The following is a 23,627-nucleotide window of genomic DNA, read 5'->3' on the forward strand; positions in this document are numbered from 1 at the left end:
GCCGGGCCGGAGGCCCGGCTACTTCTTGCGCGGCTTCTTCCGGCGCCAACCGGCGGTGTATCGGTAGAGGTAATAGAGCGCCAACAGGATGCCGACCGCCAGGAACGTCCCGGACAGCCAGTCCGGGCCGCCCCAGTAGTGGGTGGCCCGGGCCGCCACGGAAAACGTGGCCAGCGATCCGAGCGCAAAGACTCCGAACGAGCGGCGGCGTGCCGGCATGGGATCAGCGGCGGGCGGTGTTGGACAGGGTGCCGATGCCCTCGATTTCGACCTCGTAGCGCTGGCCGGATTCGATGGTGCCGACGCCGGAGGGGGTGCCGGTCATGATGACGTCGCCGGGCAGCAGGGTGAAGGCCTGGGAGGCGTAGGAGACCAGTTCCTTGACGCCCCAGATCATCTGCGAGGTATTGCCGTCCTGCTTCAGCTCGCCGTCGAGCCGGCCGCGGATGGCCAGGTCTTCGGTGTCCAGTTCGGTCTCGATCCACGGGCCGAGCGGGGCCGAGCCGTCGAATCCCTTGGCGCGGGCCCACTGGTTGTCGGTGCGCTGCGCGTCCCGGGCGGTCAGGTCGTTGCCGCAGGTGTAGCCGAAGATGACCTCGTCCACGCGCTCCACCGGGACGTCCTTGCAGATCCGTCCGATGATCACGCAGAGTTCGGCCTCGTAGGAGACTTCGTCGGAGAATTCGGGCAGGACCAGCGGCTCGTTCGGGCCGATCACCGAGGTGTTGGGCTTGAGGAACATCAGCGGGGCGGCCGGCGTCTCGTTGCCCATTTCCTGGATGTGGTCGGCGTAGTTGCGGCCGATGCCGATCACCTTGCTGCGCGGAATGATCGGGGCGAGCAGCCGCACGTCCTCGAGCTTGTGTTGGGCGCCGGTGGGCTGGATGCCGTTGAAGAACGGGTCGCCGGCGATGACGGTGATCTGTTCGCTCCCCTCCTCGCCTTCGACAATGCCGTACTGGGGGTCGGATTCAAGGACAAACCGGGCTATGCGCATGGGTTTAGCCTACTGGTTTCCGGCCCGCGGATTTCAAACGGGACGGGCCCGAACCCGCACCGCTCATCCGCGCAGGTACTTGAGCTGGGCGGCGACGGAGGATTCGGCGGCGAAGCGGACGGCGGGGTCGACGTCGGCGTAGACATGGTCGGTGACCGCGCCGACGGTCGCGTCGGCGCCGAGGTGCTCCAGGGCGGCGCGGATCTGGTTCAGGCGGAGCCGGCGGTGGCCGGCGTACTCGCGGCAGATGGCCGAAAGGTCCGGCAGCGTGCCGCCGTGCGCGGGCAAGACCTTCGCCGGGCCGAGGAGTTCCAGCCGGGCCAGCGAATCCAGGTACGGGCCGAGCCTGCCGTCCGGGTAGGCGATGATGGTGGTGCCGCGGCCCAGGATCGTGTCGCCGGTGAGCACCGAGCCGTGGGGTCCGTCGTCGGGAAGATGGAAGCTCACCGAGTCCGCCGTGTGGCCCGGCGTGGCCAGCACCCGGATATCGACGCCGGCCGCCCGAACCACCTCGCCGTCCCGCAGCGGTTCGGCGGCGTAACAGAGTGCTTCGTCCAGGGCACGCACGGGAGCGCCGGTCAGTTCGTGGAAGCGTTCGCTCGCTTCGGTGTGGTCGATGTGGTGATGGGTAATCAGGACCAGTTCCACCTGTCCCGCCGCCGCCAGCTCAGCCAAGTGCTGCTCGTCCAGCGGCCCGGGATCGACAACTACCACTCCCCCGTTTCCCGGGGCGGCGATCAGGTAGGACTGGGTGCCGTCCAGGCTCATCGGCCCCGGGTTGGGGGCCAGCCGGTACCGGGTCAGCTCACTGCTGCGGACAAGGGAGAGATTCTGTTCAGCGGTCACAGGATTCATCCTCGCACTCCCCGCCCCCCCGCCGCAGGCCGGCGCCCCGGGGAGGCGGCCGCCGCCGTCGTCATTCCCGCCGGGCCGGACGGCATCCCTCACACTCGCCGCATAACGTCCGTCACACTTGCCGGGCCCATACCGGCGGCTTGACGTTGTTCGCTACGCTAGGCACCTGCAGTCCCGCCAACGGCGGCCGGACGAGGGCCGGGCGATGCGCGCATCTTCCCGGCCGGATGGGGGATCAGTGCTCGCGGAAGTCCACTCGGAGTACGACGTGCAGCTTGGCCGGGATGGCCTCCTGGTGCTGAGTGTCCGGCGCGGCCTCAGCGTCGGTGCCGAGCTCGCGCAGCACATCGTCGACCACCTCTTCGACGTCGCCGGGGACCGGCAGGTAGCGGTGCTGCTGAAAATGGCCGGCGTGCGCTGGGTGACTCCGGAGGCGCGGCTGATCGCAGATACCTTCACGCCGTGCGTTGCCCTCGCGGTGCTCGGCAACGGGGCGGTCGATCGGGTGCTCGCCAGCTTCTTCGTGCGGATTCTCGCGAAGGATGACTTCCCGACGGGATATTTTGACGACGAGGCCGAGGCGCGTCAGTGGCTGGCGACACATGCCGGACGCCTTGCCGCGGTGGAGACGGAATAAGTCCGCACTGCGGCTGGGTTGCCCTTGATGGAACCATTTGCAGCTGCAGGATAGGAAAACTCCATGGCGGATACCCAGAACACCACGTCCCTGGCCGATTTGCTGGCCGAATATGACGTGGCCGAGCACGACCACGCGGTGGCCGAGCGCAACAGCGGGATGCAGCACATCCATAACCACGCCAACGGGGACATTGTGTGGTTCCCCACCTGGCAGAAAAACCGCGAGACGACCGACTGGGAAGCCGCCGTCCAGGAGTTCTCCGCCGAACTCGAGGCCGCCGCCGGAGGCGGCGCGGATGCCGCCGAATCCGCAGCGGCCCTGGCGTCCTCCCGGCTGCAGGCACTGCTGGAACAGGCTGCCGACGCCCCGGACGCCAATGTGTTCATCCGCGAGAACCTGGCCCGCTTCCTGTCGGAAACCTGGGCGCTCGGCGACGCCTACGCGCTGAAGAGCGGGAAGGAACTCCCGGGGACGGCGACGCCGGCCGGGATCTTCGCTTCGTTCCCGTATGAGGTCTACGCGCGGGACGGCGGCAGCTTTGCCACCGCGCTGTGGAACGACCTGGTGGATGCTCGCAAGAACCGGATCGCCGCCGAAGAGGCCGAGCGCAAGGCGCTGAAGCCGGTCTCGAAGAAGGCCCGGAAGGCCGCCGAGCGCAAGGCAGCCGCCCGGAAGCGTTAGCCGCAGCACCTTCCGGGGGCTCCCCGAGGGGCCCCCGGAAGGTGGGCGGGCCCGGACGGTGAGCCCCGCCGTCGTGGTCCTGAGTCAGAGGGACAAGTCCTGACTCAGAGGAACAACAGGAGCAGGACCACCAGCGGCAGGACCGACTGGGCCAGCGCACTCTGCCACAGGCGGCGTTCCGAGAACCAGAGCACGGCCCCGAGGATCACGTGGGCGATGCAGGTGAAGACGATGATGGTTTCGCCGGTGGCCGGGCTGCCGCCGGCGGCGATGATCACGCCGGCGAGGGCGCCCAGCCCCCAGACCATGTTGTAAAAGCCCACGTTGATCGTCCACAGCCGCACCGCGCCCACGTCCTCCTGCCGGATGAGGAACAACCGGTGGAAGCGCTGGTCGCGGTAGAAGAAGGCCTCCGCCGCACCAACGGCAATCAACATCACTCCGAAGAGCGCCGCCAGGACGTACGCCGCCACCGTCATGGACCCAGTGTGGCCCGGCCGATGCCCGAACGGAAGCGGCATTTAAGCCAGGCAGGCGGGGAAGGCGGTCAGGCCAGGCGGGCGGTCAGGCCAAGCGGGCGGTCAGGCCAGGCGGGTGGTCAGGCCAGGGGCGGTCAGGCCAAGCGGGTGAGCCATCCCCGGGAGTCCTCCACGGCGCCGGTCTGGATCCCGAGCAGCTCCTGGCGGATGGACATGGACACGTCGCCGGACCGGGCGCTCGGCGAGGCGATGCTCCAGCCGTCGGCCTTCAGCTCGCCGATCGGGGTGATTACGGCGGCCGTGCCGCAGGCGAAGGCTTCGGTGATGTCTCCCGCTGCCACGCCGTCGCGCCATTCGTCGATGGTGATCTTGCGTTCCTGCACGTCCAGGCCGCGGTCCTTGGCCAGCTCGATCACCGAGGAACGGGTGACGCCGTGCAGGATGTGGCCGTTCAGCTCCGGAGTGACCAGGCTGCCGTCCTTGAACACGAAGAACACGTTCATCCCGCCGAGCTCTTCGATGGCGTTGTCGTTGAACTTGTCCAGGAACAGCACCTGCTGGCAGCCGTTGGCTTCGGCTTCCAGCTGCGCGGCCAGGGACGCGGCGTAGTTGCCGCCGCACTTGGCCTCGCCGGTACCGCCTTCGCCGGCGCGGGAGTAGCGGTCGGAGAGCCAGATGGACACCGGCTTGAGCTCGCCGCCGAAGTAGTTGCCGGCCGGCGAGGCGATCACGCGGTAGGACACCTCGTGGGCGGGGCGCACGCCCAGGAACGCCTCGGTGGCGATCATGAACGGACGCAGGTACAGCGCCTCGCCGTCGCCGGAGGGAACCCACGCCTTGTCGGTGGTGACCAGCTGGCGCAGGGACTCGATGAAGGTTTCCTCCGGCAGCTCCGGAAGGGCTAGCCGGCGCGCCGAGGTGTTCAGGCGGGCGGCGTTGGCCTCGGCCCGGAAGGTCCAGACAGATCCGTCGTCGTGCTGGTAGGCCTTCAGGCCCTCGAAAATCTCCTGGCCGTAGTGCAGCACCGCGGCGGCCGGATCCATCATGATGGGCCCGTACGGCTCGATCCGCGCATTCGACCAGCTGCCCTTGCCGTCGGCGTCGACCCTGTAGTCGACGACGGCCGTGTGGTCCGTAAAGTGCTTGCCGAAGCCCGGGTTCGCCAAGATGGCGGCGCGCTCCTCGGCGCTCTTCGGACGTTCCGAGAGCTGCTGGCTAAATTCGAGGGGTTCAGTCATGGTTCCTCCGCGGTGAGGGCACGCCCTTGTGCGTCAAATAATGATTCTGGTTAGTAACCGTTAACTACCCTACTGCCAAAGCGGCGGTGATCGCATCGCCGATTTCGGCAGTGGTGCGGGAGGCACTCCCCCGGGTTGCGACGTCGTGCTCCACCGCCTGCTGCACGCGGGCGGCCGCGTCCGCGAGGCCCAGGTGCTCCAGCAGCAGGGCCACGGACAGGATGGCCGCCGTGGGGTCGGCCTTCTGCTGGCCGGCGATGTCCGGCGCCGAGCCGTGGACCGGCTCGAACATGGACGGCGCGGTGCGGTCCATGTTGATGTTGCCCGACGCTGCCAGGCCGATGCCTCCGGTGATGGCGGCGGCCAGGTCGGTGATGATGTCGCCGAACAGGTTGTCGGTGACGATCACGTCGAAGCGGGCCGGGTCGGTGACCATGAAGATGGTGGCCGCGTCGATGTGCAGGTAGTCGACGGCGACGTCCGGGAACTCGGCGCCGACCGTCTCCACGGTGCGCCGCCACAGGTGCCCGGCATGGACCAGCACGTTGTGCTTGTGCACCAGGGTGAGCTTCTTGCGGCGGGCGGAGGCGCGGCGGAACGCGTCGCGGACCACGCGCTCCACGCCGTGGGCGGTGTTGACCGAGACTTCGGTGGCAATTTCGTGCGGGGTGCCCACGCGCAGGGCGCCGCCGTTGCCCACGTAGGGCCCTTCGGTGCCTTCGCGGACGACGACGAAGTCCACCTCGCCCGGGTTTGCCAGCGGGCTGGGGACGCCGGGCAGCAGCTTGGCCGGGCGCAGGTTCACGTAGTGGTCGAGGGAGAAGCGCAGCTTGAGCAGCATCTCCCGCTCGATGACGCCGGACGGAATCCGGGTGTCGCCGGGGGCGGCACCGACGGCGCCGAAGAGGATCGCGTCATGCTTGCGGAGCCGCTCCAGCGTCTCCTCGGGCAGGGTCTCGCCGGTGGCCAGCCAGTGCTCGGCGCCCAGCGGGTACTCGGTCAGGTCGAAGGTGGCGCCACCGTCGGCAGTGGCTGCCGTGAGGACCTTCACCGCCTCCGCCACGACCTCCGGTCCGATGCCGTCGCCGGGAATGACTGCCAGGGAGAATGCCTTCGCTGCTGCGCTCATGGCTTCAAGTTTAGGAAACCATTCCACATTCTGGGCAAACCGTCCCAGAATGTGAACATTCTTGCCCGAGGCTCAGACCTGGGCATGACGCGGACCGCGGTCTCCACAGCCTAGAGTTTTCCGTCATGGGCATGCACCACAACATCTACCGCTGGCTCCAGGCCAACACCGGCAAGGTCGACCTGATCCTGATGCTGGCGGCGTTCGCCGTGCTGCCGCTGTCCTACGTGGCGATGGGCAGCCTGGCACCGTTTATCCTCTCCGCCCTCCTCATCATTCCGCTGGCCTGGCGGCGGACGCGCCCGTGGCAATCCGGCGTGGCCATGGCCGTTGCCGCGCTGCTGAACGTCGCGCTCCTGGCCGAGCCGGTCCCGGCCCACATTTTTGTCCTGGCCACGGTGTACTCGCTGGCAGCCTACGGACCGCGCTGGGCGAGCCTTGGCGGACTGGTGCTGGCGCTGCTGGGCGGTGCCCTCTACGTGGTGCGGTACATGATCACCGAGCCGCTCACCGCGGGCACGGCACCGTTTTACCTGATCGCGCTCGTGGCCATTGATGCCGTGGTGCTGGTCTGCTGGACCTTCGGCGACCTGGTGCGGAACCGCCGGCTCACCGTACAGGCGCTCGAGGACCGGGCCCGCCGGCTGGAGGTGGAGCGGCAGCAGGAGCGGGACCTCGCCGCCGCCGACGAGCGGAGCCACATAGCCCGCGAGATGCACGATATTGTGGCGCACTCGCTCTCGGTGATCATCACCCAGGCCGACGGCGCCCGGTACGCCAGCGCACAGAACCCGGCGGTTGCCACGGATACCCTGGCGACCATCGCGGACACCGGGCGAACCTCGCTGCGGGACATGCGCCGGCTGCTGGGGGTACTGCGCGGAGACGAGGTCGCGTCCACCCGGCCGCTGCCCGCCCTGGCCGATGTGGAAACCCTCGTGGAAACCGTCCGGCGCTCAGGGCTCACGGTGCAGCTGGAACAGTCCGGCGAGCCACGGCGCCCGATGCCGGCCGGCGCCGAGCTGACGGCCTACCGAGTGGTGCAGGAAGGCCTGACCAATGTCCTCAAGCATGCCGGTCCGGAAGCCTCCGCCCAGGTCCACCTGCACTGGACGGCCCGCGGGCTCGGCTTGCACATTGACGACGACGGTCGAGGCGCCGCCGCCGATCCCGCCACCGCCGGCAGCCGGCAGGGCCTGACGGGAATGACCGAACGGCTGGCGCTTTACGATGGAACCGTGGAGGCCGTTCCGCAAACCGGCGGCGGATTCCGCGTCCGCGCCTTCATCCCCTACACCGAAGCCTGAGCCCCGGGCACACCCCGAAGCGACCCGCCCTTGCGCGCGGAACTTAGCCGCCAGCGGCAGGACCGCCGACCCAGAAAGATTCCGATGACCGATTCCCCTATCCGCGTTGCCCTGGTGGACGACCAGCAGCTGGTCCGCGGGGGCTTCAAGATGCTGATCAACTCCCAGCCCGACCTCGAGGTGGTGGCCGAGGCAGGCGATGGGCGCGAAGCGGTGACCGCGCTCGCCACGGTGCGCTCCGACGTCGTGCTCATGGATGTGCGGATGCCGGGCATGGACGGGATTGAGGCGACCACCAGGCTGCTCGAGAGCGCCGGGGCGCAGCCCGGCGGTTCGGACCGGGCCGGGCTGAAGGTGGTGGTGCTGACCACGTTCGACCTGGACGAATACGCGCTGGCCGCCATTCAGGCCGGGGCCAGTGGATTTCTGCTCAAGGACGCGCCGCCGGAGGAGTTGCTCGAAGCCATCCGCACCGTCTACCGGGGCGACGCCGTCATCGCCCCGTCGACCACGCGGCGGCTGCTCGACCACGTGGCCCCGCTGCTGCGCATCCCCAGTCCGTCCCTCAGCCGAAACCATCGGGCGGTCGAGTCGCTGACCCCGCGGGAGGGCGAGGTGTTCACGCTGATCGCCCGGGGGCTGTCGAACCCCGAGATCGCCGCCCGGCTGTTCCTGTCGGAGGCCACGGTGAAGACGCACGTGGGGCACATCCTCGCCAAGCTGAACGCCCGCGACCGGGTGCAGGCCGTGCTGATCGCCTACGAAACCGGAGTGGTCAGCCCGTAGGACTCGGATCCGCGCCCCGAAGCTTCCGGGGCGGTGGACCGGGGAGGGCGGGCTAGGAAGGTGAGCTCCTCCGCCAGGGGGGCTGGCTCTGGACGGGTGGAGGCGGCGGGCTCACGCAGGGGGGCTGCGGGCCCATGGACGGGCCGCGTGGTGGGCTGTCTTCCCGGAACTGCGGGCCGAAGGCGGGTCAATCCGGGGAACAATAGCCGCCGAGGCGCAAGAACGGGGACCGCCGGGTTGAGTGAAATCCCAGCTGGCCGTGCGGCGGGGCCGGCTGCAGCCCACCTCAAAAGCCCGCCCGAAAAAGCACCTGCCCCCGCCTGCGGCTGCACGCTTCGGGGGCCTTGCCAAGGATTAATAAGCATGCTTAGGTTAAATCGTTAAGGGCTGCGGGGATCATGCCCGACACGGACGCCGGACCCTCCAAAGAACCGGACCCGCCTAAGACCCGGACCTCCAGAGACATCGGACGAATCCTAAGGAGACACCATGCTCGCCCAAGAACAAATCAACAACCTGCTCAGCCGCGGCGGAAACGTCGTTTCGACTGACGGAGACAAGATCGGCTCCATCGGCCAGGTCTACGCCGATGACGACAGCGGCCGCCCCACGTGGGTAACGGCCAAGACCGGCCTGTTCGGCTCCTCCGAAACTTTCGTCCCGCTCGAAGCCGCCCGCGTGGAAGGTGACGACATCGTGGTCCCCTACACCAAGGACCAGATCAAGGACGCCCCGCGGGTCGACGTCGATGGCTACCTTGAGCCCGCAGAGGAGGACCGGCTCTACGCGCACTATCAGCTGGGCGGCGGCGGGCGGACATATACCGACGCCACGACCGGCCGGGACACCGACTTCACCACCACCGGCACGGGCACCACTACCGGCACGGGCACCGCAGGCACCACCGGCAAGTACGGCACCGACGATACCCGCGGCACCTACACCGAGGACGCCCCGGGCACGGTGGGCCGGGACACCTCCGGTCCCACGACCGACGACGCCATGACCCGCTCCGAGGAGCGCCTGAATGTCGGTACCGAGAGGCAGGCGACGGGTCGGGCCAGGCTACGCAAGTACGTCACCACCGAAAATGTCACCCAGACCGTGCCGGTGCAGCGCGAGGAAGTGCGGATCGAACGCGAACCGATCACCGACGCCAACCGCGGCGACGCCATGTCCGGCCCCGATTTGAGCGACGAGGAACACGAAGTCACGCTCCACGAGGAGCGGCCCGTCGTGGAGAAGGAGACCGTCCCGGTGGAACGTGTCCGGCTCGAAAAGGACACGGTCACCGACGAGGTCAGAGTTGACGAAGAGGTGCGTAAGGAACGCATCGAGACCGACGGCACGGACGACGACACCCGTCGTCGCTAGCCGGGGTCAGGCCGACGCGCAAGGCCGGGGCGGGAGCACTCCCGCCCCGGCCTCTCGCTCGTCCGGGCAGTGTGGGCGGCGCCTGCCGGGGGCAGCCCGGTTCCTTTGCCCCTGCCAGTCCGACGCGTGCCTACAAATTGCCGTCGGCGAAGGAATTGAAGATTTTGCGGGTCTTGGCATCCATGGGCAGCATGTACTGGCCGTCGGCGCTGTAGCCGAAGCCGGGCTCGGGGACTTGGTGCCCTACCTTGGCCGGCTTGGTCTTGTAGACCCAGGCGCCCAGCGTCAGCGCCTGCTCCGCGCTCAGGTTGGTTTCGACCTCCGGATCGGCGGCGGTGAGCAGGTCGACCAGCCCGGCCGGCCCGCTCATCTTGGCCATGGCGGCGAATCCGAGCAGCAGTACCCCCTGGTGCGCGGAGCGGCCGAAGTCGCCGTTGCGCAGGGTTTTCCGCTCCCGTGCGTAGTCCAGCGCCGTCTCGCCGTCGAGCTTGCTCTTGCCCGCCTTAACGTCCAGCACCGGGATCGGGGCGTCAATGGTGACGCCGCCTATTTCATCGACCAGGTCCTCGAATTGCCTGAAACCGGTGAGGATGTAGCCCTCCACCTTCAGGCCGGTCACGTCCGCCACGACCTTCTGCTGCGCCTTGGGTCCGCCACGCATCATGGCCGCATTGATCTTCGCCTGCCCGCCGCCCGGCATCTCCACCCAAAGGTCCCGCGGAATGCCCAGGATGCCGCCTCCGCCCTTGCCGTCCACGCCGATTACCTGAAGGGCATCGGCCCGTGCTTCACGAACCTTCTCGCCCTTGCTCTTCTGGGCGTCGGAGCCTATGAGCAGGACGTGGCGCTTGCCGCCCAGAACGGTCTTGTTCACGTCGAGCGAGGGCCACCAGCCGCCCACCGCGGTCCAGGTTCCGTCCTTGTCGACGGCGAGGGTCACGTCGTCGCCGGAGATCAGGACGGCCATGTCCTGCCCGTTCCAATTGCCGGTCGCGGCTTTGACAGTGGTTTTGGCTTCGACCGGGGTCCGGTCTGCGAGCGCACCGGCAGCCAGCTTGTTGGCGGCAACGTCGCCGCCCTCGTAGATGGCCGTAGCCAGCTCCGCCAGGGCTTCGGGCATCCCGCCGGTCTCCACCATGCTGGGGCTGGGGGTGGCCGAATGCAGCGGGCGGGGCTGCTCGTCCTTCGGCGCGCAGCCGGTCAGGAGGAGCAGGGATACGAGCGGGAACGCGGCGAGGCGGGCAAGTTTCATGGCTTCATGTTCCCGCGTACCCGGCCGCCGCGCAAAGGTTTCACCGCATGACGGCTGAGCGCCCGCCAGATCAGCCCTTCCCGTCGCGCCCGCGCTCTCCACCCTGGGTATGAGCCGGCGGCAGCGGAGACCAGACCTGCGGCTGATCCGCACCAGGCGCGGTTTCCATAGCGTAAGGGTATGACGACCAGTACTGAGCAATCACCCGCCGCCGCTGCCCCGGGCGGCACCACCCCGGCGGCCGCGGCCCGCGGCCTGAACAAGACCTACGGCACCGGCGACACCCGCGTGCACGCCCTGAAGGAGGTGGAGGCCACTTTTGAGGCCGGTTCGTTCACCGCGATCATGGGCCCGTCCGGCTCGGGCAAGTCCACGCTGATGCACTGCCTGGCCGGGCTGGACACCGCCGATGCGGGCAACCTCTGGATCGGCGGGACCGAGATCACCTCGCTGAGCGACTCCCAGCTGACCAGACTGCGCCGCGAGCGTGTGGGCTTCGTGTTCCAGGCCTTCAACCTGGTGCCCACGCTGACCGCGGAGCAGAACATTACCCTGCCGATTTCCCTGTCCAACGGCTCGGTGGACCAGGACTGGTTCCGCTATGTCACCGCAACGCTCGGCCTGACCGACCGGCTCGCGCACCGGCCCCACGAGCTGTCCGGCGGCCAGCAGCAGCGCGTCGCCGTGGCGCGGGCGCTGCTGACCCGCCCCGACGTCGTGTTCGGCGACGAACCCACCGGCAACCTCGACTCGAAATCCGGCGCGGAGGTGCTCTCGCTGCTGCGCCGGTCCTGCCGGGAGATGGGCCAGTCCATCATCATGGTCACGCACGATCCGGTGGCCGCCTCCTACGCGGACCGGGTGGTGCTGATGAACGACGGCGAGCTGGTGGGCGAACTAAACCGGCCCGACACCGACGCGATCCTGGCCGCCCTGGCCAAGCTGGGGGCCTGACCATGCTGCAGGTAGCGCTTGCACAGGTGCGGCAGCACGCGCGGCGGTTCATCGCCGTCGGGCTGGCCGTGATGATGGCGGTGGGGTTCCTGACCGCCACGCTGATGGTCAACGCGTCCACCGAAGCCTCGCTGGGCAACAGCATCGGCGCCGGTTTCCGGAACGCCGACCTGGTGGTCTCCGGCCCTCCGGACCGGCCGCTGGACGCGGCGGCCGTTGACGCCGTCGCCGCCGCCGAGGGCGCCGGCGAGGTGTACGCGCGGGAGATGGCGCCGGTCGCGTTCGGATCCCGGGCCGACGCCGGTTACGGGGTTCTGCAGAACACCGCCCCCGACGGACTGGACAACCTGGAACTGCTGGAAGGAGCCCTGCCGGCGGAGGGAGAGGTCGCGGTGGACGCCGCGACGGCCGAGAAGAAGGCGCTGGCGGTCGGCGACACCTTGGAGCTGGCGCCGACCGTAGGGATGGTGGCCGCCGAGGACATTGCCGCCGATGGGACCGGGCTGACGGTTTCCGGAATCGTGAAGCCGTCCAAGGACCCGTTCATGATGGGCCAGGCGCAGTTCTACGCCGGCGGCGCCCTGGTGCGGCAGTTGGCCGGCGAGGCCGGACCGCAGCTGCACAACATCCAGCTGGATCTGGCCCCGGGCGGCGCTGCCGGCACGGTGCAGGGCTCGGTGGCCGCGGCACTGGCGGAGGCCGGCTTCGACGACGCCACCGTGAACACGGCCGCGGAGCAGACCAAGGCCGTGGTGGCCGGCCTCACCGGCGGCAGCGACCAGCTGACCATTGTGCTGTTGGCGTTCGCGCTGGTGGCCCTGCTGGTTTCGGCGCTGGTGGTAGCCAATACCTTCTCGGTGCTGATCGCCCAGCGGACCCGCGAGCTGGCGCTGCTGCGCTGCATCGGCGCGGACCGCGGGCAGATCCGGAACGCCGTGCTGGCGGAGGCCCTGCTGGTCGGCGTCGGAGCCTCCGTGCTGGGCGTGCTGGGTGCGGTGGCCCTGATGGCCGGGGTCATCGCCGTGCTGCAGGGGCACCCGGACACCGAGTTCGCCGCGCTGGCGGTGCCGCCGTCGGCCGTCGCCGTCGGCCTCGCGGCGGGCATCCTGATGACCGTGCTGGCCGCCCTCGCTCCGGCACGTGCCGCCACCCGGGTGGCACCGCTGGCCGCCCTGCGCCCGGCCGACGAGGCGCGCACCGGCAACCGCAAAGGCAAGGTCCGGCTCGCGATCGGCGTCGCGCTCACGGTGGGCGGCTCCGTCCTGCTGGCCTTCGGAGCGCTGTCCGCGAACCTGCTGATTGCCCTGCCCGGCGGCATGCTCTCCTTCGTCGGGCTGCTGCTGTGCGCCACCTTGTTCGTGCCGCCGCTGGTCACCGCCGTCGGCACGCTGGCGAAGCCCGCGGGAGTGCCGGGCAAGCTGGCCGCGGTGAACGCGGTGCGCAACCCGGGGCGGACCTCCGCCACCGCCACCGCGCTGCTGATCGGCGTGACGCTGGTGGCGATGATGATGACCGGCGCGCAGACCGCCCGCACCGCCTTCGACGCCCAGCTGGGCGCGGAGTATCCGGTGGACCTGGCGGTCGGGCACCTCACGCTCGGCGGAGAACCGCTGGACGCCTCCGCCGCGGCCACCGCCGTCACGTACGACGGCGTTGCTGCCGCCGGTCTGGTCACGAACGGCGGCTTCGCCGACCTGCACGGCCAGCGGATCGGGGTGTACCAGCTGGCGCCGGAGCAGCTGGGCCTGCTGCAGGACGGCTCGCTGGAGCTGGACGGGACCACGGTGCTGATGCCACAGGGCTCGGGCCTGGAGACTCTGACCGTGACCGGCAGCCGGGGGTCCAAGGAACTGCGCGTGGTGGAGGCCGACAGCCGCACGCTGCCGCCACTGATCTCCGCCGCCGTGGCCGCCGAGATCGGCGTGCCGGAGCTGCCCGCCGCCGACTCCCCGGACTACTACTCCGCCCTGCCGCAGCTATGGGTGTCCGTGGACCGGGACCTGGATGCCGGGGCGCTCCTGGAACTGCGGACCGAACTGGCCGCCGGGCTCGACGTGGACGAGCACCAGGTGTCCGGCGCCGCCGTGGAACGTGCCGCGTTCAATCAGGTGATCGATGTGCTGCTGCTGGTGGTCACCGGGTTGTTGGGCGTCGCGGTGCTGATCGCGCTGGTGGGTGTGGCCAACACGCTCTCGCTCTCCGTGCTGGAGCGCACGCAGGAGTCGTCGCTGCTGCGGGCGCTCGGGCTGACCACGTCGCAGTTGCGCGGAATGTTGGCGCTGGAGGCCGTGCTCATCGCCGGGGTCGCCGCGCTGATCGGATCGGTGCTCGGCGCGGTCTACGGCTGGCTGGGCGCGCAGTCGGCGCTCGGTGCGTTCGCCACCGTAGTTCCGGACGTCCCATGGCTGCAGCTGCTCGGCGTGCTGGCCGTGGCCGTGGTGGCCGGCCTCCTGGCCTCCGTGCTCCCGGCCCGCCGCGCCGCCCGCCTCTCCCCCGTGGAAGGCTTGGCGACCGTCTGACCGGAGCGCCGCCGTCCCAGCCCGGCCTTCGGCAGGCGCGGGACGGCGGCTATCTGGCCCATTCGGTCTGCATTTCGGCGACGGGGTGGATGTTCACCATCCTCACGCCGTCCGGGGTGGTGGCCGTGAACTCGTGCCAGGCATAGGCCGGGATGACGATCACGGTTTCGGCGCCCGCATGGCCGGATTGGCCGTCGATCGTGAAGTCGATCTCGCCGTCGAGCAGTACGAAGATTTCCTCGTAGGGATGGCGGTGGCGCTCCGCCCCGCGCGAGTTCACGAAGAAGGATGCGTGGGCGCCGTGTTCGCTGCCATGGAAGACGGCGGCTCCCGAGGCGGGACGCAGGCTGGCAAGGGACAGGGCCTTGTAGGTCATCGGAGCGGCCTTCCGGTCGGCGGGTAGCCGACACTCTACCCACTGCGCGACCGCACTCCTAGGGACGGCAATCAAGCCGCCCGCCTCCCCCGGCGGCCGCCCGCGGCGGAGACATCTGCGGGCCCTGATGCTACGTTGGCCGCACAAGACCAGTGCAGAGTGCCGTGTGGACGGAGGAAAGGCATGAGCGGTTCCACCGCAACCGAAAAACAACCGGAGCTGAAACGGGCCATAGGACCCAAACTCCTGCTCCTGTTCATCGTGGGTGACATCCTGGGCACGGGCGTCTACGCGCTGACCGGACAGGTGGCCGGCGAGGTGGGCGGCGCGGCGTGGGCCCCGCTGCTGCTCGCGTTCGTCGTGGCCACCATCACCGCCTTCTCCTACCTGGAACTCGTCACCAAGTACCCGCAGGCCGCCGGGGCCGCGCTGTACACGCACAAGGCCTTCGGCGTCCATTTCCTCACCTTCCTGGTGACGTTCGCCGTGCTCAGTTCCGGCATCACCTCCGCCTCCACCGCCGCCAAGTTCCTGGGTGAGAACTTCATCGCCGGGTTCAACCTTGACTGGAACCAGACCGGCGTGACATGGGTGGCGATCATCTTCATGGCGGTCCTGGCGGGAATCAACTTCCGGGGCGTCAGCGAGTCGGTGAAGTTCAACGTGGTCCTGACGGTGGTGGAGTTCACCGGCCTGCTGATCGTGATCTTCATCGGCTTCTGGGCCATGAGCCAGGGCAATGTCGACTTCAGCCGGGTCATGGTGTTCGAGACCTCGGAGGACAAGGGCGTCTTCCTAGCCATCACCGCCGCCACCTCGCTCGCCTTCTTCTCCTTCGTGGGCTTCGAGGATTCGGTAAACATGGCCGAAGAGACCAAGGATCCGGTCACGACCTTCCCCAAGGTCATGCTCACCGGCCTGGGCATCACCGTGATCGTGTACGTGCTGGTGTCCATCACCGCGGTGGCCATCGTGCCGATCGGGCAGCTTTCGGAAAGCCCGACCCCGCTGCTGGAAGTCGTGTCGGTCGGCGCGCCGGGCTTCCCGGTGGACGTCATCTACCCGTTCCTGTCCATGTTCGCCGTGGCCAATACGGCGCTGATCAACATGCTGATGGCCAGCCGCCTGCTCTACGGCATGGCGCGCCAGGACGTGCTGCCGCGGTTCCTGGGAAAGGTCCACCCCAACCGCCGCTCGCCCTGGGCCTCGATCATCTTCACCACGCTCATTGCGTTCGTCCTGATCTTCGTGGTCACCAACCTGATGGGCACCGACACCGTGGCCGCGCTGGGCGGCACCACCGCGCTGCTGCTGCTGGGCGTCTTCACGATCGTGAACCTGGCGGTGCTGGTCCTACGCCGCAAACCGGTCGACCGCAAACACTTCCGCACCCCCACCGTGCTGCCCTACTTCGGCATGGCCACCTGCCTCTTCCTGGTGGGCCCGTGGGCGCAGGATCCCATCGAATACCAGATTGCCGGCGTTCTGATCGGCCTCGGCCTGGTGCTGTGGCTGCTCACCTGGCTTTGGAACCGCGGCGCGTACGGCAGGAAGACGCGGTTCCGCAGCCCGGAGGAACTGGGCGGTTGACGGGACCGGGGCGTACGGATCGCACCGGGCGCTGGGCCGCACCGGCACCTGACCGAAGCAGCCGATGGACCGGAGCGGCCGATTGACGGAACTCGGGCGATTGACCCGGTGCATGGGTGGGTAAGGACAGTGAAACAACGACGGCGGAGGCCGTCCGCGTGACGACGACGCCGGCGGCCCGATGAGAGCGCCGCGGGTGCGATGAGAGCCAGCAGGAAGGAAGGCCATGGCCGCCAAGAAACACCGGACCCGGACACTGGACCAGGAGAACCTCGCCGCCTATCTGGACTACCACCTGCTGGGTTCGGCTGCGGGCGTGCAGCTGTTCGACGCCGTCCGCCAGTCGTGGGCGGGAACCCCGGAGGAGGCCGAGTTCCGGAAGCTGCGCGACGAGGTGTCCGCAGAGCGCAAGGAACTGAAGGCCCTGCACCGCAGCCTCGGCTACCGGCGCAACAAGCTCAAGCAGCTCGGCTCGATGGCCGGCGCCATCGCCAGCAAGGTGAACCCGCTCAATCCCACGCGCGCTTCGGGCGGGGTGGGCGCCCAGCTGGAACTCGAATCGCTGCTGTCCGCCCTGCGCGGCAAGCAGTGCATGTGGCAGGTCCTGACCGTCCTGGCGCCGCGGGACCACCGGCTGGACGCCACCCGCTTCCAGGAACTGGAAGCCAAAGCCGTGGACCAGCAGAAGCGGGTGGAGCGGATCATGGCCGCTACTGCGGGCCGCCGCTTCCTGCCGGGCGGGTAGGGCTACCCTGCCGGTTCTTCGTACTTCGGGAAGATCGGCGTGGGCGCCGGCAGCGGGGTGCCCGGCACCAAAGCCGTGCCGATGGCAGCGAAGTCGCGGGCGCCGTCGTCGTCCTGTCCCAGCACGTCCAGCAGCTTGCCGGCCGCGGTGGGCATGACCGGCTGAACCAGGATGGAGACGATGCGCAGCACCTCGAGCGTCACGTAGAGCACGGTGTTCATCCGCTCCACGTCGGTCTTGCGCAGCACCCACGGGGCCTGTTCCGCGAAGTACGCGTTGGTGTCGCCGAGCACGGTCCAGATGGCTTCGAGCGACCCGTGGAAATCCTGGACCTCGTAGGCCGCCCGGGACTTCTCGAGCAGGCGCTCGGCGCGGGCCAGCAGTTCGTGGTCCTCGGCGGCGAGTGTCGCGGGCTGCGGGACCTTGCCCTCGCAGTTCTTCGCCACCATGGACAGCGACCGCTGGGCGAGGTTGCCCAGGTTGTTGGCCAGGTCCGCGTTCATCCGGCCGACCACGGCGTCGTGGTTGTAGGAGCCGTCGGCGCCGAAGGGAACCTCGCGCAGCAGGAAAAAGCGCACCTGATCCAGGCCGTACTGTGCCACCCACTCGGCGGGAGCGACCACGTTGCCCAGCGACTTGGACATCTTCACGCCGTTGTTGTTCAGGAAGCCGTGGATCATGACGCGCTTGGGCAGTTCAAGCCCGGCCGACATCAGGAAGGCGGGCCAGTAGACGGCGTGGAAGCGGGAGATGTCCTTGCCGATCACGTGGACGTCGGCCGGCCAGAACTTCTTGAACGACTCCGACTCCGTGTCCGGGTAGCCGACGCCGGTGAGGTAGTTGGTCAGGGCGTCCACCCAGACGTACATGACGTGCTTGTCGTTGCCCGGGACCGGCACGCCCCAGTCGAAGGTGGTCCGGGAGATCGACAGGTCTTCCAGGCCGCCCTTGACGAAGCTGATGACCTCGTTGAAGCGGCTGCGCGGGGCGCCGAAATCGGGGTGCTCTTCGTAGAGCTTGAGCAGTTTGTCTTGGTAGTTGGAGAGCCGGAAGAAGTAGCTTTCCTCCTCGGTCCAGGTCAGTTCGGTGTCGGTCTGGATGGAGTAGCGCTTGCCGTCGTCGCGGAGTTCGGTCTCGTCCTCGGCGTAGTAGGCCTCGTCGCGGACCGAGTACCAGCCCTCGTACTTGCCCAGGTAGATGTCCCCGGCCTCTTCCATTTTCTTCCAGATGGCCTGCGAGGCGGCGTAGTGGTCGGCATCGGTGGTGCGGATAAACCGGTCGTAGGAGATTTCCAGGACCTGATGGGCCGACTTGTAGGCCGCAGTGTTCCGGTCCACCAATTCCTTGGGCGTCATGCCCTCCTTGGCGGCGGTCTGGGCGATCTTCATGCCGTGCTCGTCCGTGCCGGTCAGGAACATGACGTCGTAGCCGTCCAGGCGCTTGAAACGCGCCATCGCGTCGGTCGCAATGTACTCGTAGGCATGGCCGATGTGCGGCACGCCGTTGGGGTACGTGATGGCCGTGGTGATGTAGAACGGGGGCTTGGGCTCGGATGCGGTCACCCTATGAAATTACCCTCTGCGTTCGGCGCTGTCGAAATGTGCCACGCCCGCGGTGGTGCGTCCATGCGGGACGGAAGCTCTGAGTGGATCGCGGCAACGGCCAGCACCGGGTGCGCACCCAGCACCCGCCGTGTCGCACCCGGGGAGGGAGCACCGCCGTCGTGCTCCATCCACGGAAGCCTCACCGGAGTGCCGCCAGGCGAGGAGCGCCGCCGTCGTGCTTTGTCCACAGATGAGGCCGCGGGGATCGACGGCGGGCGGGACGTGGGGCACGTTGGTTCGATGGACGAACTCATCGGCAGTCTCGGGCAGTCATGCCGCATTGACCGAATAGTCAGCTACCGGGAACTGCGCGAACACGGGATCGAGGAACGCCAGATCACTGCCGCCGTGCGCCGCAAGATCCTGCACCGCCTGCGGCGAGGCATCTACGTCTCGGAGGAATACTGGCGGGCGCATAAACCGTGGGACCAGCACGTGCTGATGATCAAAGCCCACCACGCGGCTTCCGACGGCAACCTTGTTTACAGCCATAGTTCGGCCGCACGGCTGTGGGGCCTGCACATCTGGAACGTGCCGAACGAGATCCATGTGATCCAGCGCGGCCGCCGTGGCGAGAAGTCCGCTGGCACCGGGGTGGTGCGGCACACCCACCAGGTCCCGGATCGGGACGTGCGGATTCTGGACGGAGGCATCCGCGTGACATCCCGTGAACGGACGGTGCTGGACTGCGCGCGGGCGCTGCGGTTCGAACCCGCCGTGGTCATCGCCGATTCGGCCCTCCAGCTCGGTGCGAGCCTCGAACGGATGCATGAATTGGCGGACGCCGCCCCCGGTTCACGCTTCTTGACACGCGTCCGGCAAGTGCTCGACACCGTCGATGGGCGGTCCGAATCGGCGGGTGAGACCAGATTGCGGCTGAAACTGCGCAGTTGGAACTTCCCGCCGCCGGTACTTCAACACGAGATCAGGACGGCAGAGGGCACTTATCGCGCTGACTTCGCTTGGCCGGCACTGAAGCTCATCTTCGAGTTCGACGGCGACAGCAAGTACCGCGCCTATCACCCGACGGACCAGGTAATTCTGGACGAGCGCAAGCGGGAGACTAGTTTGATGGAAGACGGCTGGACGATCGTCCGCGTCCGGTGGAGCCATCTCGACGACGACGATGCGCTCAGGCAGCGTTTGGTCAGGAAGTACAACGAGGCGTTCCGCAAGGCCTCCGGCCGGACGGCGTGAGCGAACGCCATCCACCAGATCCCCCTTTGGCTGCCAGGGCAGGGGCTACAACCGGTGATCTGGACGCTGACCCCTGACCTCGTCTCCAGATCAGGGGCCGTGAGCGATGATCTCGAACGCCAATCCCTGACCTGGTGGCGGGATCCGGTACGCGGGCGGCGGTTGGGACGTGCCCCGCCCGAGCCTGCTGCCGGCGGACGCCGGGCAGGTCACGGCCTCCCGCCTAATGATCGAGGTCCGCCGGCCGCCGGCATGTTTACGCGTGCGGAGGTTTGGAGGGTGCCCTCTGCCCTCGGGTGCCCGCGCGCCTTGGGATGTTGCGCGGACCCCTAGTTCATCCGGGTGCTGCTGTCCGCGGCCTTGATGAGTTCCTGGTCGTGCGACGCCACGAGCACGGCAATGCCGTCCTTGGTGGTGTCCTTCAGGATGTGGATGATCTTGTTGGCCTGTTCGCGGTCCAGGTTGGCGGTGGGCTCGTCCACCACCAGGACCTTGGTGCCCAGGATCAGCGCCCGGGCGATGGCCACCCGCTGGCGTTCGCCGCCGGAGAGCTGGCCCGGACGGTGGCGCATGCGGCGGCCCAGCCCGACCAGGTCCAGCAGGTCCTTGGCCATCTCGGTGCGCTCTTCCACCTTGCCGTCGGGCACGGCCGGCAGCAGGACGTTCTCCAGCGCGCTCATGCCGTCGATCAGCGCGCCGCCCTGGTCCACGTAGCCGATCAGGGCGCGGCGGCGGTCGGAGATCTCGTCGTCGTCCATGGTGCTGAGGGCGTCGCCCTGCCAGAACACCTCGCCGGCGGTGGGCTGCTGCAGCCCGGCGGCCACGGTGAGGATGCTGGTCTTGCCGGAGCCGCTGCGGCCGGCCAGGCAGTGCATGGTGCCGGCTTCCAGGCCGAGGTCGAAGTCCTCGGCAATCACGAGCGGCTCGGCACCGCCGTCGTACCTGATGGTGATGCCGCGCAGCTCCACCGGCATGGCGTGGTCCGCGGTGCGCTCCTTGGTGGCGGCGCGGGTCAGGGGTTCTTCAATCATTTCCGGGTCCTTGTCATCAAAACAAACCAGAGGAGCACGGCCGCGATGCCAGCGGCAGCGGCCCACACCGCAGTATGCGGTGCAATAAACAGGGCGGTCACGACGGCGCCGACGACCGCCAGCGGCAGGGCGACGGCGGCGGTGATGCCGGCCTCGCCGCGGCGGGCCTGCAGCAGCAGCGTCGGCGTCCAGCCCATGGCGCCGAGGATGGCAAACTGTTCGCGCTTGCGGCGCGCCTCGAACCGGGTGGTCATCAGCGCCAGCAGCAGCGCCGTGACCACGCCGAGCAGGGCCAGCGCGATGTTCAGGCCGCTCAGCTGCGAGGCGGCCAGCGAACCGAGCGCCGTGCTGCCGGCTGCCCGCGGGATGTCCGCCAGCACCGCCACCAGGGCTCCGGCCGCGGCACCGAGCACCGCGACGCCCAGCGCGATGGCCACGGTGTTGAACCGGTTGGTGCTCAGCTGCCGGGCGGCGAACTGCAGCGGGGTTTTCACCGACGGCACGCCGGCCGCCCCGGAGGGTTCGACGTCCTTCGCCGGGTGCGGCTTGAGCATGGCGGCGGAGATGAAGGCGGCGGCGCCGTAGACGACCAGGGCGATCAGCGACACCCACAGGGTCACGGCGCTGCGGCTGATGGCGCTGGCAACGACGGCCACCACCAGCACGGCGACGCCGCCGACCAGCAGTTCGTTCAGGAACCAGGAGCGGATGCGCCGCCGGTTCCAGCCCATGGCCCGCAGCGTCACGGCTTCGGTCCGGCGGGAGCGGGTGAAGGCGACGGCGCTGGCGGCGGTCAGCAGGGCCGCACCGCCGACGGTCAGGGCCAGCAGCGCCGCGCTGGAGGCACTCAGCGCGCCCTGCACCTCGCCGGCCGCGCCCTGGCGGACCCAGGACTGCTGCACGGTGCCGAGGTCGCTGACCGTGCCGGAGGCGTCCTTGTAGTAGTCCGGCACGTAGATGGACACGTCCTCGCGGGCCGAGCCGGCCACCACCTGGGTCTGCAGGCCGAGGTCCTCGATCGCGGCGGCCACGGCGTTGATCTGGTCTTCGGCGTCGGCCCAGGAGCCGGCGGCGTCGACGCGGACGCGGACCGCGTCGATGACGGGCTCCTCGGCGCCGGTGCCGCGGACGGCGGCCAGGCCGGCGAAGTCGGTGATGGCGCCGGCGGACTGCACGGACAGGCCGGCGCCGCTGAGGCCCGGCTTCATCACGGTGTCGTCGACGTTCTTGCCCTCGGCGTCTTCGGTGATGGTCACCGGCGTCGGGTCGTACCCGCCCAACGGCAGGTAGTTCACGTCGCCGGCGGCCTCGCGCACGGCGGAGGCATCGAAGGTGCCGTAGACGAAGGGCAGCGGCGTGGCGGATTCGCCGCCGGAATCCACGGTGCTGCGGTAGGACTGCTCTTCCACCGGCTCCCGCTGGCTCTGGTCCGGTTCCAGCTGCCACTGCAGGGTCTTCTCCGGCAGCTTGTTGACCTGGATCCAGCCCTGCGGCGTGGCGGTCTGCTCCGCGCTCCCGTCGCTGGCGGCGTCCCCGGCGGTGAACTCCGGGTTGGACATGAAGTCGGTGGTCCAGACCGGCGGCTGGTGCAGGCCGGCGACCATCTGGACGCCGCCGGAGCCCAGCAGGTAGTTGTAGTCCTCCCCGCCGGGCCAGCGCAGCTGGAAGGGCTTGCTGGAGGCGAAGGGCAGGTAGCCCTCCCCCAGCTCCTTGCTGACGGTGCCGACCTCCTTGACGGTGTTGCCGGCGTCGTCCAGTTCTTCGATGGTGACTGAGTAGGTCAGGTCCAGGTCGGTGCCGGAGCGGACCACCATGGGGATGACCTGGGATTCCTCGTCCAGCGTGCCGGCTTCCACCGCGTTCTGGTACTGGACGAAGAACGGGCTCCAGAACTTGAACGGGTGCCCGTCGATGGCGGCGCCTTCGCCGCCCTCGGAGAACATGCCCATGCCGAACTGCGAGGAGAAGTGCTGGCCCAGTTCCCGGGCGTTGCGGTCGGTGGGTTCCGGTGCCTGCTTGAGCGGGGCCAGGAAGTCGCCGGCCTCGCCGAGCAACGCGGATTCGGCCGCCGGGTCCACGGCAACCACCGTTTCGGTGATCTGCGGGAGCATGGGCAGCGCGATGGTGGTGTCGAAGTCGCCGTGCATGCTGCCGCCGGCCGGGTCCGGGAACTTGATGCCGGTTTCGCCCTTGGGCGCCACGGTGCGCAGGCTGGTGCCGCCGGGTACTTTCAGCTCCTCCAGCTTCGCCTGGCCCAGGGAGCCTTCGGCGGCTGTTTCGAAGAGGACGGTGTCCGTCAGGCCGTCGGAGCTGACGGCCTTGGCGGTGATCCGGTAGTTGGTCGGTTCCTCGTTGAAGACGGAATCCGGCGCCGGCCACTCTTCCTTCGGCACGGCGTCCTTGATGCCCTGGGCCTTGAGGTACTGCTCGATGTTCGGGTTGTAGCCGACGTAGTCGGTGGCCTTCAGCTGCGGGAACTCGATGTCCTGGACCACCTTGGACACGAGCGAAATCGGGGCGGCGACGGAGACGCCGTCGATCCCCCTGACCTGCTCCAGGTCCGACGCGGCGATGCCGCCGTTGCCGCTGAGGAAGTCCGGCTGGCGCAGTTCGTCGCCCGCGGTGCCGTCGGGCAGGACCAGGATGTCGTACACGCCGCGGGTGTTGGCGTCGACAATCCGGGTCAGCGATGCCTGTGCCCGGCCCTGGACGAAAATGGAAAGGACCATTGCCGCGATCAGGACGGCGACCGTCAGCACGAGCGAACGGCTGCGCATGAAGCGTGACGCAGCGTTGAACCGGATTTCCACAGAATCACTCCATACGGCAGCAAAAAGGCCAGAGGTCGAATTGACCCGGCATTAAGGTTCTCA

At 68.7% G+C, this 23,627-nt stretch carries 21 protein-coding genes; 10 read left to right on the forward strand and 11 right to left on the reverse strand.

Going from position 1 to position 23,627, the window contains the following annotated elements; all coding sequences use genetic code 11:
- Positions 1-18: 18 nt before the first annotated feature.
- The 3 genes from AC5RUP_RS12155 to AC5RUP_RS12165 all read right to left on the reverse strand — a co-directional run bounded on the left by AC5RUP_RS12155 (position 19) and on the right by AC5RUP_RS12165 (position 1,852).
- Positions 19-219, reverse strand: coding sequence for a hypothetical protein (locus AC5RUP_RS12155; protein ID WP_494153723.1), 201 nt, complete (start codon positions 217-219; stop codon positions 19-21).
- A 4-nt stretch (positions 220-223) separates the two neighbouring features.
- Positions 224-997 carry a fumarylacetoacetate hydrolase family protein gene (locus AC5RUP_RS12160; protein WP_493986890.1) on the reverse strand — a complete coding sequence of 258 codons (774 nt, stop codon included), beginning with the start codon at positions 995-997 and terminating at the stop codon, positions 224-226.
- A gap of 63 nt (positions 998-1,060) precedes the next feature.
- A complete protein-coding gene (locus AC5RUP_RS12165) occupies positions 1,061-1,852 on the reverse strand; it encodes an MBL fold metallo-hydrolase (RefSeq protein ID WP_494153722.1) in 792 nt (263 codons plus the stop codon).
- 205 nt (positions 1,853-2,057) lie between these two features.
- Between AC5RUP_RS12165 and AC5RUP_RS12170 the strand changes: the two genes are divergently transcribed.
- Positions 2,058-2,489, forward strand: coding sequence for a DUF7793 family protein (locus AC5RUP_RS12170; protein WP_494158585.1), 432 nt, complete (start codon positions 2,058-2,060; stop codon positions 2,487-2,489).
- A 63-nt stretch (positions 2,490-2,552) separates the two neighbouring features.
- On the forward strand, positions 2,553-3,173 hold the full coding sequence (locus AC5RUP_RS12175; protein ID WP_494153720.1) for a hypothetical protein: 621 nt from the start codon (positions 2,553-2,555) through the stop codon (positions 3,171-3,173).
- Positions 3,174-3,277: 104 nt separating this feature from the next.
- On the opposite strand, the gene AC5RUP_RS12180 is transcribed toward AC5RUP_RS12175, so the two are convergent.
- The 3 genes from AC5RUP_RS12180 to AC5RUP_RS12190 form a co-directional block, all read right to left on the reverse strand.
- Entirely contained in the window at positions 3,278-3,652 is a 375-nt protein-coding gene (locus AC5RUP_RS12180; RefSeq protein ID WP_494153719.1) for a DUF1304 family protein, read from the reverse strand.
- 134 nt (positions 3,653-3,786) lie between these two features.
- Positions 3,787-4,890, reverse strand: coding sequence for a branched-chain amino acid aminotransferase (locus AC5RUP_RS12185; RefSeq protein ID WP_494153718.1), 1,104 nt, complete (start codon positions 4,888-4,890; stop codon positions 3,787-3,789).
- 64 nt (positions 4,891-4,954) lie between these two features.
- On the reverse strand, positions 4,955-6,019 hold the full coding sequence (locus AC5RUP_RS12190; protein ID WP_494153717.1) for a 3-isopropylmalate dehydrogenase: 1,065 nt from the start codon (positions 6,017-6,019) through the stop codon (positions 4,955-4,957).
- Between the two features lie 125 nt (positions 6,020-6,144).
- On the opposite strand from AC5RUP_RS12190, the gene AC5RUP_RS12195 reads away from it, so the two are divergent.
- From AC5RUP_RS12195 to AC5RUP_RS12205, 3 genes are all read left to right on the forward strand, one after another.
- Positions 6,145-7,326, forward strand: coding sequence for a sensor histidine kinase (locus tag AC5RUP_RS12195; RefSeq protein WP_494131729.1), 1,182 nt, complete (start codon positions 6,145-6,147; stop codon positions 7,324-7,326).
- Between the two features lie 84 nt (positions 7,327-7,410).
- Positions 7,411-8,112, forward strand: a complete 702-nt coding sequence (locus AC5RUP_RS12200) for a response regulator (RefSeq protein ID WP_494131730.1) — start codon at positions 7,411-7,413, stop codon at positions 8,110-8,112.
- Between the two features lie 489 nt (positions 8,113-8,601).
- A complete protein-coding gene (locus tag AC5RUP_RS12205) occupies positions 8,602-9,486 on the forward strand; it encodes a DUF2382 domain-containing protein (RefSeq protein WP_494153716.1) in 885 nt (294 codons plus the stop codon).
- Positions 9,487-9,616: 130 nt separating this feature from the next.
- On the opposite strand, the gene AC5RUP_RS12210 is transcribed toward AC5RUP_RS12205, so the two are convergent.
- Positions 9,617-10,738, reverse strand: coding sequence for an LCP family protein (locus AC5RUP_RS12210; RefSeq protein WP_494131732.1), 1,122 nt, complete (start codon positions 10,736-10,738; stop codon positions 9,617-9,619).
- A gap of 180 nt (positions 10,739-10,918) precedes the next feature.
- On the opposite strand from AC5RUP_RS12210, the gene AC5RUP_RS12215 reads away from it, so the two are divergent.
- Both AC5RUP_RS12215 and AC5RUP_RS12220 read left to right on the forward strand, forming a co-directional pair.
- On the forward strand, positions 10,919-11,692 hold the full coding sequence (locus AC5RUP_RS12215) for an ABC transporter ATP-binding protein (RefSeq protein WP_494131733.1): 774 nt from the start codon (positions 10,919-10,921) through the stop codon (positions 11,690-11,692).
- Between the two features lie 2 nt (positions 11,693-11,694).
- Positions 11,695-14,211, forward strand: a complete 2,517-nt coding sequence (locus AC5RUP_RS12220; RefSeq protein WP_494158586.1) for an ABC transporter permease — start codon at positions 11,695-11,697, stop codon at positions 14,209-14,211.
- A gap of 49 nt (positions 14,212-14,260) precedes the next feature.
- On the opposite strand, the gene AC5RUP_RS12225 is transcribed toward AC5RUP_RS12220, so the two are convergent.
- Entirely contained in the window at positions 14,261-14,587 is a 327-nt protein-coding gene (locus AC5RUP_RS12225; RefSeq protein WP_494092523.1) for a cupin domain-containing protein, read from the reverse strand.
- 183 nt (positions 14,588-14,770) lie between these two features.
- On the opposite strand from AC5RUP_RS12225, the gene AC5RUP_RS12230 reads away from it, so the two are divergent.
- Both AC5RUP_RS12230 and AC5RUP_RS12235 read left to right on the forward strand, forming a co-directional pair.
- The gene (locus AC5RUP_RS12230; RefSeq protein WP_494092522.1) at positions 14,771-16,177 is read left to right on the forward strand and encodes an APC family permease; all 1,407 of its coding nucleotides are present in this window, start codon (positions 14,771-14,773) and stop codon (positions 16,175-16,177) included.
- A 226-nt stretch (positions 16,178-16,403) separates the two neighbouring features.
- Complete coding sequence (locus AC5RUP_RS12235) at positions 16,404-16,922, forward strand: hypothetical protein (protein ID WP_494092521.1); 519 nt, start codon at positions 16,404-16,406, stop codon at positions 16,920-16,922.
- 2 nt (positions 16,923-16,924) lie between these two features.
- On the opposite strand, the gene metG is transcribed toward AC5RUP_RS12235, so the two are convergent.
- A complete protein-coding gene (gene metG / locus AC5RUP_RS12240) occupies positions 16,925-18,484 on the reverse strand; it encodes a methionine--tRNA ligase (protein ID WP_494154387.1) in 1,560 nt (519 codons plus the stop codon).
- A 222-nt stretch (positions 18,485-18,706) separates the two neighbouring features.
- Between metG and AC5RUP_RS12245 the strand changes: the two genes are divergently transcribed.
- The gene (locus AC5RUP_RS12245; protein ID WP_494154388.1) at positions 18,707-19,723 is read left to right on the forward strand and encodes a type IV toxin-antitoxin system AbiEi family antitoxin domain-containing protein; all 1,017 of its coding nucleotides are present in this window, start codon (positions 18,707-18,709) and stop codon (positions 19,721-19,723) included.
- Positions 19,724-20,052: 329 nt separating this feature from the next.
- Here AC5RUP_RS12245 and AC5RUP_RS12250 read toward each other — a convergent pair whose 3' ends face one another.
- Entirely contained in the window at positions 20,053-20,754 is a 702-nt protein-coding gene (locus AC5RUP_RS12250) for an ABC transporter ATP-binding protein (RefSeq protein WP_494067101.1), read from the reverse strand.
- On the reverse strand, positions 20,751-23,564 hold the full coding sequence (locus tag AC5RUP_RS12255) for an ABC transporter permease (protein WP_494158587.1): 2,814 nt from the start codon (positions 23,562-23,564) through the stop codon (positions 20,751-20,753). The genes AC5RUP_RS12250 and AC5RUP_RS12255 overlap by 4 nt, the downstream gene beginning before the upstream one ends.
- Between the last annotated feature and the right edge of the window lie 63 nt (positions 23,565-23,627).

This window comes from Arthrobacter sp. Y3223151 (assembly GCF_059091125.1).

Coding starts and splice junctions, on each gene's coding strand:
- AC5RUP_RS12155 (WP_494153723.1), bottom strand. CDS start 219: ATGCCGGCACGCCGCCGCTCGTTCGGAGTCTTTGCGCTCGGATCGCTG.
- AC5RUP_RS12160 (WP_493986890.1), bottom strand. CDS start 997: ATGCGCATAGCCCGGTTTGTCCTTGAATCCGACCCCCAGTACGGCATT.
- AC5RUP_RS12165 (WP_494153722.1), bottom strand. CDS start 1,852: ATGAATCCTGTGACCGCTGAACAGAATCTCTCCCTTGTCCGCAGCAGT.
- AC5RUP_RS12170 (WP_494158585.1), top strand. CDS start 2,058: ATGCGCGCATCTTCCCGGCCGGATGGGGGATCAGTGCTCGCGGAAGTC.
- AC5RUP_RS12175 (WP_494153720.1), top strand. CDS start 2,553: ATGGCGGATACCCAGAACACCACGTCCCTGGCCGATTTGCTGGCCGAA.
- AC5RUP_RS12180 (WP_494153719.1), bottom strand. CDS start 3,652: ATGACGGTGGCGGCGTACGTCCTGGCGGCGCTCTTCGGAGTGATGTTG.
- AC5RUP_RS12185 (WP_494153718.1), bottom strand. CDS start 4,890: ATGACTGAACCCCTCGAATTTAGCCAGCAGCTCTCGGAACGTCCGAAG.
- AC5RUP_RS12190 (WP_494153717.1), bottom strand. CDS start 6,019: ATGAGCGCAGCAGCGAAGGCATTCTCCCTGGCAGTCATTCCCGGCGAC.
- AC5RUP_RS12195 (WP_494131729.1), top strand. CDS start 6,145: ATGGGCATGCACCACAACATCTACCGCTGGCTCCAGGCCAACACCGGC.
- AC5RUP_RS12200 (WP_494131730.1), top strand. CDS start 7,411: ATGACCGATTCCCCTATCCGCGTTGCCCTGGTGGACGACCAGCAGCTG.
- AC5RUP_RS12205 (WP_494153716.1), top strand. CDS start 8,602: ATGCTCGCCCAAGAACAAATCAACAACCTGCTCAGCCGCGGCGGAAAC.
- AC5RUP_RS12210 (WP_494131732.1), bottom strand. CDS start 10,738: ATGAAACTTGCCCGCCTCGCCGCGTTCCCGCTCGTATCCCTGCTCCTC.
- AC5RUP_RS12215 (WP_494131733.1), top strand. CDS start 10,919: ATGACGACCAGTACTGAGCAATCACCCGCCGCCGCTGCCCCGGGCGGC.
- AC5RUP_RS12220 (WP_494158586.1), top strand. CDS start 11,695: ATGCTGCAGGTAGCGCTTGCACAGGTGCGGCAGCACGCGCGGCGGTTC.
- AC5RUP_RS12225 (WP_494092523.1), bottom strand. CDS start 14,587: ATGACCTACAAGGCCCTGTCCCTTGCCAGCCTGCGTCCCGCCTCGGGA.
- AC5RUP_RS12230 (WP_494092522.1), top strand. CDS start 14,771: ATGAGCGGTTCCACCGCAACCGAAAAACAACCGGAGCTGAAACGGGCC.
- AC5RUP_RS12235 (WP_494092521.1), top strand. CDS start 16,404: ATGGCCGCCAAGAAACACCGGACCCGGACACTGGACCAGGAGAACCTC.
- AC5RUP_RS12250 (WP_494067101.1), bottom strand. CDS start 20,754: ATGATTGAAGAACCCCTGACCCGCGCCGCCACCAAGGAGCGCACCGCG.